The sequence below is a fragment of the Cupriavidus sp. FW306-01-F10A genome (genome assembly GCF_058782785.1).
Map to the genome: position 1 here is coordinate 323,286 of NZ_JBYSYA010000003.1, position 13,893 is coordinate 337,178.

General features: G+C 61.9%; 12 protein-coding genes and 1 pseudogene. 5 read left to right on the top strand and 8 right to left on the bottom strand.

What is annotated here, in order from left to right:
* Positions 1–21 precede the first annotated feature (21 nt).
* A pseudogene (locus AC3WLF_RS07000) lies at positions 22–1,048 on the top strand (IS30 family transposase).
* Between the two features lie 52 nt (positions 1,049–1,100).
* Here the strand turns inward: AC3WLF_RS07000 and AC3WLF_RS07005 are convergent.
* From AC3WLF_RS07005 to AC3WLF_RS07035, 7 genes are all read right to left on the bottom strand, one after another.
* Entirely contained in the window at positions 1,101–2,336 is a 1,236-nt protein-coding gene (locus AC3WLF_RS07005) for an adenylate/guanylate cyclase domain-containing protein (protein WP_492318264.1), read from the bottom strand.
* 258 nt (positions 2,337–2,594) lie between these two features.
* Positions 2,595–3,374, bottom strand: a complete 780-nt coding sequence (locus AC3WLF_RS07010; RefSeq protein WP_492350828.1) for a cyclase family protein — start codon at positions 3,372–3,374, stop codon at positions 2,595–2,597.
* Between the two features lie 27 nt (positions 3,375–3,401).
* Positions 3,402–5,000: a phytoene desaturase family protein gene (locus tag AC3WLF_RS07015; protein WP_492357993.1), complete on the bottom strand. Its 1,599-nt coding sequence runs from the start codon at positions 4,998–5,000 to the stop codon at positions 3,402–3,404.
* Between the two features lie 99 nt (positions 5,001–5,099).
* Complete coding sequence (locus tag AC3WLF_RS07020; protein WP_492318267.1) at positions 5,100–5,624, bottom strand: flavin reductase family protein; 525 nt, start codon at positions 5,622–5,624, stop codon at positions 5,100–5,102.
* 76 nt (positions 5,625–5,700) lie between these two features.
* Positions 5,701–6,990 carry a styrene monooxygenase/indole monooxygenase family protein gene (locus AC3WLF_RS07025; RefSeq protein ID WP_492355937.1) on the bottom strand — a complete coding sequence of 430 codons (1,290 nt, stop codon included), beginning with the start codon at positions 6,988–6,990 and terminating at the stop codon, positions 5,701–5,703.
* 80 nt (positions 6,991–7,070) lie between these two features.
* Entirely contained in the window at positions 7,071–7,859 is a 789-nt protein-coding gene (locus AC3WLF_RS07030) for an SDR family oxidoreductase (RefSeq protein ID WP_492318269.1), read from the bottom strand.
* A 303-nt stretch (positions 7,860–8,162) separates the two neighbouring features.
* Positions 8,163–9,242 (bottom strand): AraC family transcriptional regulator, encoded by a 1,080-nt coding sequence (locus AC3WLF_RS07035; RefSeq protein ID WP_492355938.1) that lies wholly within the window; start codon positions 9,240–9,242, stop codon positions 8,163–8,165.
* Between the two features lie 142 nt (positions 9,243–9,384).
* Here AC3WLF_RS07035 and AC3WLF_RS07040 point away from each other — a divergent pair, with 142 nt between their 5' ends.
* Positions 9,385–9,594, top strand: coding sequence for a hypothetical protein (locus tag AC3WLF_RS07040; RefSeq protein WP_492318271.1), 210 nt, complete (start codon positions 9,385–9,387; stop codon positions 9,592–9,594).
* An 84-nt stretch (positions 9,595–9,678) separates the two neighbouring features.
* On the opposite strand, the gene AC3WLF_RS07045 is transcribed toward AC3WLF_RS07040, so the two are convergent.
* Positions 9,679–10,398, bottom strand: coding sequence for a LuxR C-terminal-related transcriptional regulator (locus AC3WLF_RS07045; RefSeq protein WP_492357994.1), 720 nt, complete (start codon positions 10,396–10,398; stop codon positions 9,679–9,681).
* A 797-nt stretch (positions 10,399–11,195) separates the two neighbouring features.
* Between AC3WLF_RS07045 and tssB the strand changes: the two genes are divergently transcribed.
* The 3 genes from tssB (at position 11,196) to AC3WLF_RS07060 (ending at position 13,892) form a co-directional block, all read left to right on the top strand.
* Positions 11,196–11,732, top strand: a complete 537-nt coding sequence (tssB, locus tag AC3WLF_RS07050) for a type VI secretion system contractile sheath small subunit (protein ID WP_492318273.1) — start codon at positions 11,196–11,198, stop codon at positions 11,730–11,732.
* A 64-nt stretch (positions 11,733–11,796) separates the two neighbouring features.
* Entirely contained in the window at positions 11,797–13,308 is a 1,512-nt protein-coding gene (tssC, locus tag AC3WLF_RS07055) for a type VI secretion system contractile sheath large subunit (RefSeq protein ID WP_492318274.1), read from the top strand.
* Positions 13,309–13,367: 59 nt separating this feature from the next.
* Positions 13,368–13,892 (top strand): Hcp family type VI secretion system effector, encoded by a 525-nt coding sequence (locus AC3WLF_RS07060; RefSeq protein WP_010810734.1) that lies wholly within the window; start codon positions 13,368–13,370, stop codon positions 13,890–13,892.
* The last annotated feature ends 1 nt before the right edge of the window (position 13,893 follow it).

Sequence of the window (13,893 nt, forward strand, 5' to 3'; positions counted from 1 at the left end):
CGAGCCTGAGGGGTGCTGCAAATGAAGCAAAGACGGCGGATCTACTACACCGAGACCCAAAAGGCACTGATGTGGGAACGGTGGCGCAAAGGTGACACGCTTCATCAGATCGCACGATTGTTCGATCGGGGTCACTCTTCGATTCAGAGGGTCTTGGCAGAGACCGGTGGTATCCAGCCAGTACAGCGAAACCGCTCCCGATTGGCGTTGACGCTTGCCGAACGAGAGGAGATCTCTCGGTCCGTGGCGGCCGGGCTCTCTGTCCGGTCGATTGCATCCAGGCTAGGACGCGCCCCGTCTACCATTAGTCGTGAGCTCAGGCGAAACGGGGGAAGCCAAGGCTATCGTGCAAACCAGGCGGACGAGCTTGCCTGGGCGCGAGCGCGCCGCCGCACGAGACGATCTATCGTAGCCCTTATGTACAGGCCCGCGGTGCGCTGAAGAAGGAGTTGCTTGAGCACCTGAGGCGCTGCCGGGTCATGCGTCACTCTCGTCTCTATTCCGCGAAGACTGACGAGCGCGGAAGAATCTGTGACACCGTTTCGATCAGTGAGCGGCCTGCAACCGTCGAAGATCGCGCGATTCCCGACCACTGGGAAGGCGACCTGCTCTTCGGCAGCGGCAACAGCCAGATCGTCACCTTGGTCGAGCGTCGGACGAGGTTTGTGATGCTGGTGAAGGTTGCCAGCAAGGACACAGAGACTGTGGTCAACGCCTTGATCAAACATGCAGGCAAATTACCCCAGGAGCTGTACAAATCGCTGACGTGGGATCGTGGAAAAGAGATGGCCGATCACAAGCGCTTTACCGTGGCGACCGACATCCAGGTCTACTTCTGCGACCCTCAGAATCCCTGGCAACGGGGGGCTCATACGAGAACACGAACGGCCTATTGAGACAATACTTCCCGAAAGGCACGGATCTCTCCGTCTACTCGCAAGCCAAACTCAAAGCCGTCGCGAGGCGGCTCAATGAACGTCCGCGCAAGACACTCAACTTTGATACCCCGGCCGAACGATTCCATCAAAACGTTGCATCGACCGGTTGAATCCGCAGTCGACCTCGGACATTCGCTGAGTCAGGCTTGGCGACATGCCTCGCTATAGCGCCTCGCGGCGGCCAGTCAGGAACCAGGTATGCACTGCACCGACCCCCTTTGCCACGATGATGCCGCGTTCTTCGAACTGAAAGGATTCTCCCAGTCGATTGCGAGTTGCGTCGGTAACCTGAATCCGTCCAGCCAGACTATGGGACTCCATCCGACTTGCAGTGTTGACGGCATCGCCCCATAAGTCGTAAATGAATTTGCGCTTGCCGATAACGCCGGCCACGACCGATCCACTATTGATGCCAATTCGCATTCGGAGGTTATAGCCGGTGCGTCGATTGAACAGTCTGAGCGCGTCTATCATGTCCAGTGCCATGTCGGCAGCTCGGACAGCATGGTCAGAAACCGGTTCCGGTAGCCCGGCGGCTGCCATGTAAGCGTCCCCGATTGTCTTGATCTTCTCAAGTCCGCGGCGATCCGCGATGGTGTCGAATTCGGTGAAGATCTCATTGAGCACTGCGACCAGGCGCTCGGCGCTCATGCCCACCGAGAAACGGGTGAATGACACGATGTCCGCAAACAAGACCGTCACTTCCGGGAAGCTGTCGGCTATGACTTCAGGAATGCTGTTGGCTACGATTTCCGGACGTGCTTTTAGTCGTTCAGCGATCGGAGAGGGCAGCAGGTTCAAAAGCAGCCGCTCCGAAAGCGTCTGCTCGACCATGAGTCGATCGTAAAGACTCTGAAGTTCATCGCGCTGACGGCAGATGAGATCCCAACTGGCTTGAAGCTCCTCGTTTTTTCGCGCAAGCGCTGCTTCGGCGCGCTTCTTTTCCGTGATGTTGCGCCCTTCAGGCAGCAGGAACACCACCTTGCCATCCGAATCTCTAATCGGTAATAGCGAGAAGTCGACAATGATCGTCTCCTCGCCCATCTTTTGGCCGTATACTTCGAAGTCACCGCGGACAAACTCGCCTTGGCTTGCGCGCCGGATCAGCTGTTGCAAGGCGCGCTGGGTCTCCGGAGAGATGACCCACCATCTGGCCTCCCAGAATGGCATTCCGCGAATGTCATCCATTTGAATGCCGATTCCCTCGAGCGCTGCGCGATTGATCTCGAGCATCTTGCCATCGACGTCCAGCAGGCCGACGAACTGGTACATTGCGTCCAGCATGATGCCGGCAAGCTTGGCTCGCTGGGTTTGGAAGTCGTCTTGTGCGGAAAGCGTTACATCTCGCACCCGAATCTGCGGGCTGGCCAAGAACAGCTGGCGGCTAATAAGGGCCATGCTTCACCTCTTCCGCTCCGCCGCAAATTCATACAGGAGTCAGCCTGACGGGCTGGCATTCGACGGCAGGGCTTTTGCTATTGGAGCATATCTGCAACGGCGCGGCACGCCCTGACCGGCAGGCCACGTTGCCGTTCGCACCGAGGCGAATATCAGCGCCGCCTCCTCGCAGGGCTACAGAAGCACAGCACAGGGCCTCGCGGGCCTATTCCGTCAGAAAGCGGTGACCACTTAACCCGGAATTTGTCGCCGCGAATATCAACCGGGAATAAGAGCCAGGACGCGAAGCGGGCTGCCGGAACCGTCCTTGATCTTCAGCGGGGCGGCGACAATCAATGCACCCTGCGGCGGGAGTTGGTCGAGATTGGTCAGGCATTGCAGACCGTAGCGGTTGTTGCCATGCATGAGGTAATGGCACGGGAACGGCAACTCCCAGCCATAGGACTGGCCCGCGTCGGTGCCAATCGCTTCGACGCCAAATCCATGGACATCTCGCTCTGCAATCATCCACTGGACCACGCCCAGGTCAGGGCCAGGTGTGTGCATGCCGTCGTCACGCGCATTCAGGTACGCCTCGGGACTATTGCGCTTGGACCAGTCGGTGCGCATCAGGACCCAGGAGCGCGGAGGGATGCGGCCATGCCGTGCTTCCCAGGCTTTGACGGCGTCGACAGTGAGCAAGTAGTCCGGGTCTTCCTCGGCCTCGCTCGAGCAGTCGATGACGCAGGCGGTGGCGAAGAATTTTTCGGCAGGGATGGTGTCGGTCGTATTGTCCGGCAAGTCCTTGCCAGAGATCCAATGGACTGGTGCGTCGAAGTGGGTCCCGGTATGTTCGCCGCAGGAGAAGTTATTCCAGTACCAGTTCGGTCCGCGATCGTCGTAGCGCGAGATAGTCTCTTGCCGGAAGGGCCAGGTCTGGCCCAGCTCCGGAGGCAGCGAGATGGTCGGAAATTCAGAACTCAAGGTCTGCGTCAGGTCCACCACGCGGATGCGGCCGGACAGCAGATCCGCTGCAAAGTGGGCGAGGCTGTTGCTCATGGTTGTTGTCCCCTGTGGTTGCTTCACTTATGAGTTGGATTTCGCCCGTTTCTTTGCGAGCGCATTGGCGACGTGGTAACCGGAGGTACCGCCAAGACCGGGTCCTGGATGGGTCGAGGCGCCGATGTGGTGCAGATGTTTAACCGGGGTAGCGTGATCCTTGACGCCAGGGACCGGACGCCAGAACATGAACTGGTCGATGCTGCATTCGCCGGAATAGGGATCGCCGCCGACGAGGTTGACGTTCATCGACTCAAGATCCGCCGGGGACAGGACCGTACGCCCGACGACGCTCGCCTTGAGATTCGGAACCTGGCGAGCAATGCGGTCGATAATCCGGTCGGCGTAGCGCTCACGGAGCTCGGCGGTCCAGCGACCATCCGCGGGAACGGCGATCTCTCCAAGCGCATCGCCTTTGACTTGACGCGGACACTCCGGAACCTGAATCCAGAGCACCCAGCCTCCGGCCGGGCTTCTGGAAGGGTCAACAGCGCAAGGCTGGGCAACGCAAATCGTGCCTTCGGCTGGAAGCAGGCCTCGCTCTGCTTCGCTGACTGCCCTGGAGACACCGTCCAGACCCGAGGTAAGGTGCAGGTAGATGACATCGCGCAGATGTTCTTGGGGCCAGTCCGGAGGGGCGGACAGCGCCAAATGGATCTGCATGTTCCCCTTGCCGTAGCGGTACTCGGCTGCCTGCCGACGTAGGCCAGGGGGAACGTGCTCAGCGCCCAGCAGCTTTCCGTAAAGCTGGCCGGGCGTGACGTTGCAGATGATCTCCTTGCCCATGAAAACGCGGTTGTCCCGCGTCCTTACGCCGCGCGCCGAGCCGCCCTCGACCAGGATGTCCTCGACGTCGGCATTGACGTGGAAAGCACCACCCCGGCTCTCGATGACTCTGCGGAAGGCGTCGACAGTACGGGCATTGCCGCCTTGGACGATAGGCAGGCCAACCGCCTCTAGCGTGAAGGCGACGACTTTTCCCATCAATGCAGACATGGCGCTTTCCGGGCCAAGGCCTGTATGTAGTACCCAAGGCGCGAGCAGCGCCTGGACCAGGTCGGATTTGACCCGGGTCTCCAGCCAACTGCGGCAACTCATCAGGGCAGGGGAAAAGAAGGCGACGGTGTCATGCACGCCTTGTTTCCACAGGCGGCCGGCCACGGTCTTTGCAACACCGGCACTCCACAGTTCGTTGCCAAGCAGCGAGAACACCAGGCCGGCGTTTTGCTCGACCTCTTGCATGGCGGACTGAAAGGCATCACCGTCGCCGCTTGCCAGCGTATTGAATGTGCTGACATTGCGCTCACGGGACGTGCTCAGAATCAGCGAACGGTTATCAGGCAACAGTACGCCAGTGGGCGTACCGTTATTGCGGTAGCTGAGCCCTGCCTGATGAAGTTCATCCTTCAGCTCCGCGTAGCCTGGCGACGTGACAAAGAGCGGATGTGCCGTGGACAACGTGTCGTGGAGATAGCCCGGTGCATTCAGGGCCTCTGTGCGAATGCATCCGCCCAGCGTGCGATTGCGTTCCAGCACGCAGACACGCTTGCCGCGTCTGGCCAGGACGGCAGCGCAGACGAGCGAATTGATACCACTGCCGACAATGACGGCGTCATACGTACTCATTGGATGATCCCGGGGGCAAGGATAGAGAGACGGGCAAATGCGTTCGGTCGCGGTGTTGGCCAGCTTCCTTTAGACGGATTGCCGTGTGCGGTACCGGAATCAGGTCGCGGCGACGTATTCGGTGCGGATCAGCTCTGAAAGCTCCGTAAGAGCGTTGGCGGTACGCGCGTAGTTGCCCTTGTAGAAGAGCAGGGATTCCCGATCCGATGTGTCAAAGTGCCGGACCTCGCCCAGGAAGATGATGTGATCGCCGCCGTCATACTGATGCGTGTTGCGGCATTGGAATACCGCCGCGCAACCTGACAGGACAGGCGAGCCATCGATGCCATCCGTGCAGGGGACTCCCGAAAACTTGCCTTCCGCGCCGCGTGCGAAGCGGTTGGAGACATGTTCCTGGTCGGCTGCCAGGACGTGGATCACGAAACTCCCGGTCTTCTGGAATGCCTCGAGGCTGTAGGACCTCTTGGCGAGGCTCCACAGCACCAGGCGAGGCTCCAGCGATACCGAGCTGAAACTATTCACGGTCACGCCCCAGGGTTCTCCGTCGGGGGTGCGCGTTGTGACGATGGTTACGCCGGTGGCAAAGCGGCCGAGGGCATTCCGAAATTCGCGAGCGTCGGTCATGGCTGTCTCCTGTCGCCTGCTCAACCGTCTCACGGTGAGCAGGCTGCTTGCTTTCGTATGGGTGGCTTTTTTTGCCTCAGGCGGCCTTGGACTGCGACGCTTCAGCGATCCAGGCCTCGGTGGCTTCCTCGTTGAACCAGTAGCTGCCATAGTCGCGCGGATCGTTGAATCCGTTGGCGATGCGCTGGGCGATGCGCGGCGCGTGCTGCGCTGTGGCCAGCAGTTTGACGATGTGGTATGGCGGCGGGAAAAGCAGGGAATTGGTCCAACGGATGACCGGTTCGGCATAGCCTTCGTAAAGGCCGTCGAAGGTCTGCTGCATCCATGCCTTATCGAAGGGCTTGTCCCCATGGCGCAGGATGGCCTCGAAATAGTGCAGGGCGCCCTTGGTGGCGTTGTTCGAGCCCTGGCCGGTGATCGGGTCGTTGACCATGACCGCGTCGCCGAGCCCCATTACAAGCCGGCCGGAAGGCAGGGGAAGGGTAGGGTTGCGCACGGTCGGGGTGACGCGTCCGCTCAGGATCCCATTGGCATCGGTGAGTCGTACATTGGCACAGCGCTCGCTTTCCCACGGCAGGTAGTCGCGCAGGATGCCCAGGCAGGTATCCAGATGCTGGTCGGCGGACTTGACGTCTGCCCAGCGGTCCATCGGGCCGCCGGGAATGGCTTCGAAGACCATGATGTCGCAGGCTTGGGTTTCGCTACTGCCCTGGGTGGTGAGCGCCGGGAAGACAAAGTACTCGCCGATGCCGGGAATCAGATTAAAGTTGACGCACTCAAACGGACCACTGCGCTGCATGCCCGTCACGTAAGCCAGTGCCAACTGACGTTGGGGATGACGAACAGGCGAGCGTGCATCATTGCGTGTCAACAGATTGACGATCTCCCCCTTGCCACCGGCCAGGAGAACAAGATCATGAGATTCGGCCAAGGCTTCAAGCTGGGGAATCTCGACATTTTCGATACGCAGAATGCCGCCACGGCTTTCGAACTCCGCCATCCAGCCTGGCATCTTTACACGTTGATCGACAGACTGGGCGTAGGCATTCAGGCGGGCGCGCCAGTGGATGGCAACTTCGCCCTTGCCGTCGTCGGTAGGGATGGTCAGGCCGATGCCGTCCACCGTGGGGCACTGCCTTTCCCATTGATTCATGCGGAAATCGCGCTCGATCTGGAGTGCTTGGTCGAAGATGCACTGGGACGACATCACTTTGCCGCTCCATACCTCGTCAGCGGTGCGGTTTGTCACCAGCGTGACCTCATAGCCTTGATCCAGCAGGCCGCAGCCGAGCAATAGTCCTGCCTGACCCGCGCCAACAATCGCAATCTTGCGCGGCGTGATCTTGTCGATGGAATGGGGGATCATGTGTCTCTCCTGTGGCATTGTCTTGTGTGCAATTCACTTCGTTCCGGCCGAACCGGGGTCGCCCGGAATCACCGGCCGGCTTATGCCGTCAGCCGGTTGATGGCTGCTTGCCGACCCTCGGGGCCGAGGGCGCCGTATCCGCCGTCACATGCATAGTCGGCGCCGGTAACAAAGGCGGAAGCATCTGACAGGAGGAAGAGAACCACTTGCGCGACTTCTTCTGGCTTGCCGAGCCGGCCGAGCGGGTGGAAATCTGCGGCGATACCGTCGGCTTTCGCCTTGTCGCCGCCGCTCAGCGCGCTGATGACGGAGGACCACGTCCAGCCCGGCGAGACCGAGTTGACTCGAATGTTGTCCGGGGCTAGATCCAATGCGGCGCTACGTGTGAATTGCTGCATCGCTGCCTTGGTAATCGGGTACAGCCAGCGCCCCGTCTGCGCCACGCCCGCGGAGATCGAGGCAAAGTTGACGACCGCACCGCCGCCGCGCTTTTTCATCTCCGGCACGCACGCCTTCAGCATCATCGCCGCGCCGACGACATTGACGTTGTAGGATTCCAGCCACTGCTCGCGTGTGGAATCGGCACCGTTATCCACGTAGGTGCAGGCACAGTTGACGAGCAGGTCGATGCCGCGGAAGGTCTCCATGGTGTCGGCGATGCAGGCAGCGATGTCGGCATCGCTGGTCACGTCCACGGCCACATAGCGGCAGCGCTCCGGATGCCGCTCGGCAACATTGCGGCCCCCTTGCTGGTCGATGTCGACGACCACGACGTTGGCGCCAGCCGAGACCAGGGCCGATACCACTGCCTCGCCAATCATCGTTGCGCCACCGGTGACAATCGCCGTCTTGCCTTCGATTCCTTGCATGTCCGTCTCCACTTGTTGTATTGCCTCGCATGTAGCCATGTGCAACCTAGTTTGGTGTAGCGGTGATGACGCTGCTATCCACAATCCGCCGGCAAATATCCAGATAACGAGCCGTTGCTGGCGGACCGGGAAAAGGAGGCGGGGAGTCAGGAAAGGGTGGCGCGATGGCCTTGCCGGATGGCCGGGCGTGCAGGTAACCGTTCACCCGCGAGCGCGGGCTGGCGTTGTTGTATCAACAACTGCAAGGCAGTGAAACGGGGCGAGGCCGCAGGGGTATTGAGAGGCTAGAGAGCCTGCTGAGTTTCAACGCCCGGCATCGCGGACGTGGCGCTCCGCTGCGCCCCTGCGCAGGGTCGCCGACGGAGAAACGCCGAAGCGCTTCTTGTAGTAGGCCGCAAACCGGCCGAGATGTGTAAAGCCAAAGCGATATGCAATATCCGTGATGGAGGCCTGCTCCGCTCCGGCGGCAGCAATCAACGCTTGTCGGACGCAGTCCAGTCTGGCATCCCGCAGATAGGCCAACGGCGTCGTATCGAGATGGCGGCGAAAGCCTTCTTCCAGCGCCCGGATGCTCACGCAGGCGACTTGCGCCAGGTCGGCGACGGTCAGCGGTGTGTCGGCATTCGCGTGGACATAATCTATCACCCGCTGCATATGACGTGGCCTGGCGGGTTCGGCGTTGCGCGCAAGGAGATAGGTGTGGGTGTGCGGTTGAAGCAGCAGCAGCATCCGCAGCAGGTAGTCCTCCATCGACGCCACCGCGGCCGGAAACTGGAGCCAGTTGGTGCCGTGCTGGTCGATATTCCTGGTAAGGTCGAGTACGGACTGGCTCCATGGACTCGAGAGCCCAGCGTGCTGGGGCAACGCCGGATCGAATGAAAGGGGCCCGCTGGGATCGCGCCCGGTCAGCAATGCGAAACGTTGCTCGATGGCTTCCTTCTGAATCCAGAGCAGGACTTGCGCACAATCCTCGTGCCAGTGCATTCGGGTTGGGGTGTCTGGACTCAGCAGGCTGGCGGTGCGGACGTCGGAAAGTATCTCCTGCGAGCCACACTTGATTTCGGCATGGCCCGCAACCGGGATCTGGGCGAGATAGAAGTGCTTTAGGCAGCCAGGGTCGATCTCTACATGGGCGCCATAGGCAAGGAAGTTGATTGCGGTCTCATGCAGTCGTACCAGATTGTGCTGGACGTGCAATTGCTGCAATGCGCCGACCACTCGCAGTTCATGCGGGCAAAATACCGAAGCGATCTTGCCCTGGGCCTCCTTCACATCCTCGGAGCGAAAGGAGGGGTAGTTCGCCAGCATGCCTCGTGGCGCGCAGTTGTCATCACCCGCTGGCGAAGAGGGCTGTTCGGCGGGTGACTGGGGGGTGGTCTGCATCGTCTCACTCCTGGCGGATTGCAGCGTGTCCTGGCTCGCCTGCGCAGCGAGGGAAGGCGCGCAATCAATTACTTTATACCTAAACTTCCTGCGCACGCCAAGAAGGCTGCCGGGCCAGCCCTGTTCCCGCCCACCGGACCGCATGGACCAATCCATGGATACCGCCGACTACGATTTCGTCGACAACTACAACCCCGCCCTGCTGGCCCAGGCCAGCCAGCTGACTTCGGGGGAATTCCATGTGATCGTGCAGGCCAACGGTTTCACCGTCGCAGACTGGGGCGTCCTGTCCACGCTGTCCGGCGGCAAGCCAATCAGCATCGGGGCACCGGCGCATGAGGTCAGCTCGTGAAGCCAGACCGGCCGTGGGGCGCCGCTTGACGGAAAACGGTGCGCCGGATGGGCTGCAAGCGCCGCTGGCGCAAGGGGGCGCGCCTCAGTTCAGCACGCCGTACGCACGCGCCTCAAAGATAGCCTGCGTGCGCGTCTTGACCGCCAGCTTCTTATAGATGTTCTTGACGTGCGACTCGATCGTCAGCCGCGACAGTGACAGTGCGTCGGCGATCTCGCGGTTGGTCGACCCCTTGTTGATGAAGACGAGGATCTCGGTCTCGCGTGCGCTGAGCAGCGGCTTTGCGCTTCCCGTCGGTGAAAGCCTGGTCTCGGCGGGTGCGGCCTTGGGTACCAATGCCGTGAGTAGCCGCTTGGCAATGGACGGATCGATCGGCGTGCCACCGCGCAGCGCGCCCCGCAGGCACACCGTCAGCTCGATGTCGTCGCGCTCCTTGAGCAGGTAGCCGGTGGCGCCGGCGATCAGCGCGCCGACGATTTCCGTGTCCGTGCCCGGTGATGCAATCACGACGATGGGCAGATCCGGGGCACGCTCGCGCAGGCATCGGATCAGCTCGATGCCACCGCCATCGGGCAGGCTGGTGTCGACCAGCGCCATGTCGAACGGACCCTGCTCCACCATCGCGCAGGCCTGCGCGATGGTGCCCGCGAACGAGAGCGCGCCGGCCGCGTAGTCGAGCACGGTGAGGATCCCGCAAAGGCGCGTCAGCATCGGGCTCTCGTGCCCGACCAGCAGCAGTTGGCCACGCATGACGTTTCGGCGGCTATCGGAGAGCGTCGCGTTCGTTGGCATGGAGAAAGGCATGGGGGCTGGTGCGACCAGGGATGCGAGCTGCATGCCCGGTCGGTCGGGTGCAGTTCAGATGATCAGCGGCGCTGATTTCACCATCGGACCCGCGGTGGTGCAATACGGCAACTGTCGTATGCGATTGACATGGCTGACCCCTTTCTCGTTCTGGTTTGACCCTTGGTAGCGGCGCATGCCACGGCATTGACGTGGCATGCAGCTGGGCCTTGGGTAGAAGTAAAGCCCAATCAGGCGGTTTTTCCTATACCTGAAATCAGGCAGAGGCGGCTGCCGCGCGTGGGGGCAAGCCATCTCCCCCGAATGAGGCTGGGGGCCAGCCAGGCAGGTTTGCAATACCGCGCGGCGCAACCTCGGGCGGCAGCCCTGCTCATCAAAATACCAATTCTCAGGGATTGTGCCCGACCTCACCGTCACCTTAAATTCCGCTTGAATTTGCGCGCCGCAACTAGAAACACAGCAAGGGTCAACGATGGAACGGCGCGCAAAGACAAGGTGCCTTCGTCGTGCCGCAGCACGCCATGCGCGAGCCGGCTGGCGCGGAGCCACCGGCGGGGTCGAGCGCGTGCAGCCTGCTGCCTGCGCTCTGCGCCAGGTAGGAACGGGTAACAAAAAGTGGGTTTGCCAGCGAGGGTATCCGCCTTCCGCAGCCGCCATGCCGGCCCTGCGGCGCGATGCGCTTCGACCTTTTTCGGACCGGTTGCGCCGGCCCGGGGGACTGGTTTTGCCTTCAGCACGGGCTGCCGTGCGAAACCGATGATTTGACCGGACACATTCGAGTCCTTCCGGAGAGTTCCATGTCCAATAGTCTGCAGAAGTGGGTAGGGCGAAATCGCCCGCCTCGGGTCCAGATTTCATATGACGTAGAGGTCGGTGACGCGGTCGAGAAGCGCGAGCTGCCCATGGTGGTCGGCCTGCTGGCGGACCTGTCCGGGCAACCGGCGGTGCCGCCGCCCAAGCTCAAGGAACGGCGCTTCATCGAGATCGACCGCGACAACTTCGACGAGATCATGGGCAAGATCGCACCGCGCCTGGAGCTGTCCGTGCCCGACACCATGAAGGGCGACGCCAATCTCAAGGTCGAACTGCGCTTCGGCAAGTTCAGCGACTTCCACCCGGAAAGCCTGGTGGCACAGGTGCCGCGCCTGGCCAAGCTGCTGGAAGCACGCCAGCAACTGCGCGACCTGCTCGGCAAGCTCGATGGCAACGACGAACTCGACGTGCTGCTTGAGCGCATCGTCAACAACGCCGATGAGCTCAAGCTGCTGCGCAGCGAAGCCGACGCCGGCGCCGCGGCGGCACAGCCGGAAACCGGAGACGCCACGCCGGCATGACGCGGCGGCGGGGCGCGGGCATCGAGGCCCGCAGGACGCAACGAATTCACAAAGGGTGAACCAGATGGCAAAGAACTCCGCAGCGGACAACGCGAGCGCCGAATCAAAGGGGAGCACCACCGCCGCAGCCGAGCGTGAACTGACGCTGCTCGACCGTATCGTGCAGGAAGGCAATATGGCGGTGGAGCCGTCGCAGAGCGGCTATGCCAGGAAGCTGATCGGCCAGCTGGCCTCGCAGATCCTTGACGAGGGCATGCGCACCAGCCCGGACAAGAGCCTGGTGGCAACCATCAACGAGCGCGTGGCCGAGATCGACCGCCTGCTGAGCGACCAGCTCAACGCCATCATGCACGACCCCGCGTTCCAGGCGCTGGAAGGCGCGTGGACCGGCCTGCACGACATGGTCTACGGCACCGAGACCGGCACCAGCCTGAAGCTGCGCCTGCTCAACGTGACCAAGGCCGAGCTGCTGAAGGATCTTGAAACCGCAGTCGACCACGACATGAGCGTGCTGTTCAAGAAGATCTACGAAGAAGAGTACGGCACCTTCGGCGGCCATCCCTATACGCTGCTGATCGGCGACTACAGCTTCGGCCGCCATCCGCAGGACGTGGCGCTGCTTGAGCGGATCTCGAAGGTGGCAGCTGCCGCCCATGCACCGTTCATCACCAGCGCGGCGCCGAGCCTGTTCGACCTGCGCGCTTTCACCGAGCTGGGCGTGACGCGCGACCTGGCCAAGATCTTCGAGAGCGCGGAGCTGGCGCAGTGGCGCGGCTTCCGCGAAACCGAGGATTCGCGCTATGTGTCGCTGGTGCTGCCGTCCTACGCGGCGCGCCTGCCTTACGGCGCCAGGACCAATCCGGTCGAGAGCTTCAATTTCGAAGAAGACGTCGACGGCACCGACCACAGCAAGTACCTGTGGGCCAACTCGGCCTACCAGCTGGGCCTGCGCATCACCGACGCGCATGCCAAGTACAGCTGGTCGACCGCCATCCGCGGCGTTGAAGGCGGCGGCAAGGTTGACGGCCTGGTTGCGCATACCTACAAGACGGATGAAGGCGACGTCGCGCTCAAGTGCCCGACCGAAGTCACCATCACCGATCGCCGCGAGAAGGAGCTCAACGACCTGGGCTTTATCGCCATCGTCAACGCCAAGGGCTCGAACAGCGCCACCTTCTTTGGCAGCCAGACGGCAAACAAGCCCAAGGTCTACAACAAGGACCAGGCCAACGCCAACGCGCAGTTGTCTGCCCGTCTGCCGTATGTGCTGGCGGCTTCGCGCTTTGCGCACTACCTGAAGGTGATCATGCGCGACAAGGTGGGCAGCTTCCAGACGCGCGGGGACGTGGAGCGCTACCTGAACAACTGGATCGCCGACTACGTGCTGCTCAATCCCTCCGCGACGCCGGAGGCCAAGTCGCGCTTTCCGCTGAGCGCCGCGCGCGTCGACGTGACCGAGGTGCCGGGCAAGCCCGGCGCCTACCGTGCCACGTGTTTCCTGAAGCCGCACTTCCAGATGGAAGAACTGACCGCATCGATCCGCCTGGTTGCAGACCTGCCGGCAGCGGCAGCGTAGACCGGCAGGCTCGCATCCGGCATCCCCGGACATAACGGAACTGAGAGAGCACAGACACCATGGACACCATCATTCTCGACATCCCCGAGATCAAGGGCAGCAACAAGCAGCAGACTGGCCGTGCCGCCGAGCGCATCCAGATCTATTCGTTCTCGCACGGCGTGGCGATGGCCGTGACCAATGACCCGGCCAACTCGAAGCGCACCTCGGGCAAGGCGCAGTTCCAGAGCATGACGATGTCAAAGAAGACCGACCAGGCCACGCCCGGTCTGTACGCCGCGTGCGCCGCCGGCAAGTCGCTCGGCGATGTGAAACTCGAGATCGGACGAACCGAAGACGGTGCGTTCCGCTCGGAGATGACCTACACGCTGAGCGACGCGATCGTCGAGTCCATCCAGACCGCTGGCGGCATGGGCGATTCCTCCGACACGTTCACGCTCGACTTCACCCGCATCACCGCGTTCTTCACGCAACAGAAGGGCGACGCGCAGAAGGAAGGCACGGCAGCGTTCGGCTGGGACCTGGTGGAGAACATGGCCTGCGCAGTGTCCGCGCCGCCGGAGCCGCAGAAGAAGGCGGCGTAAG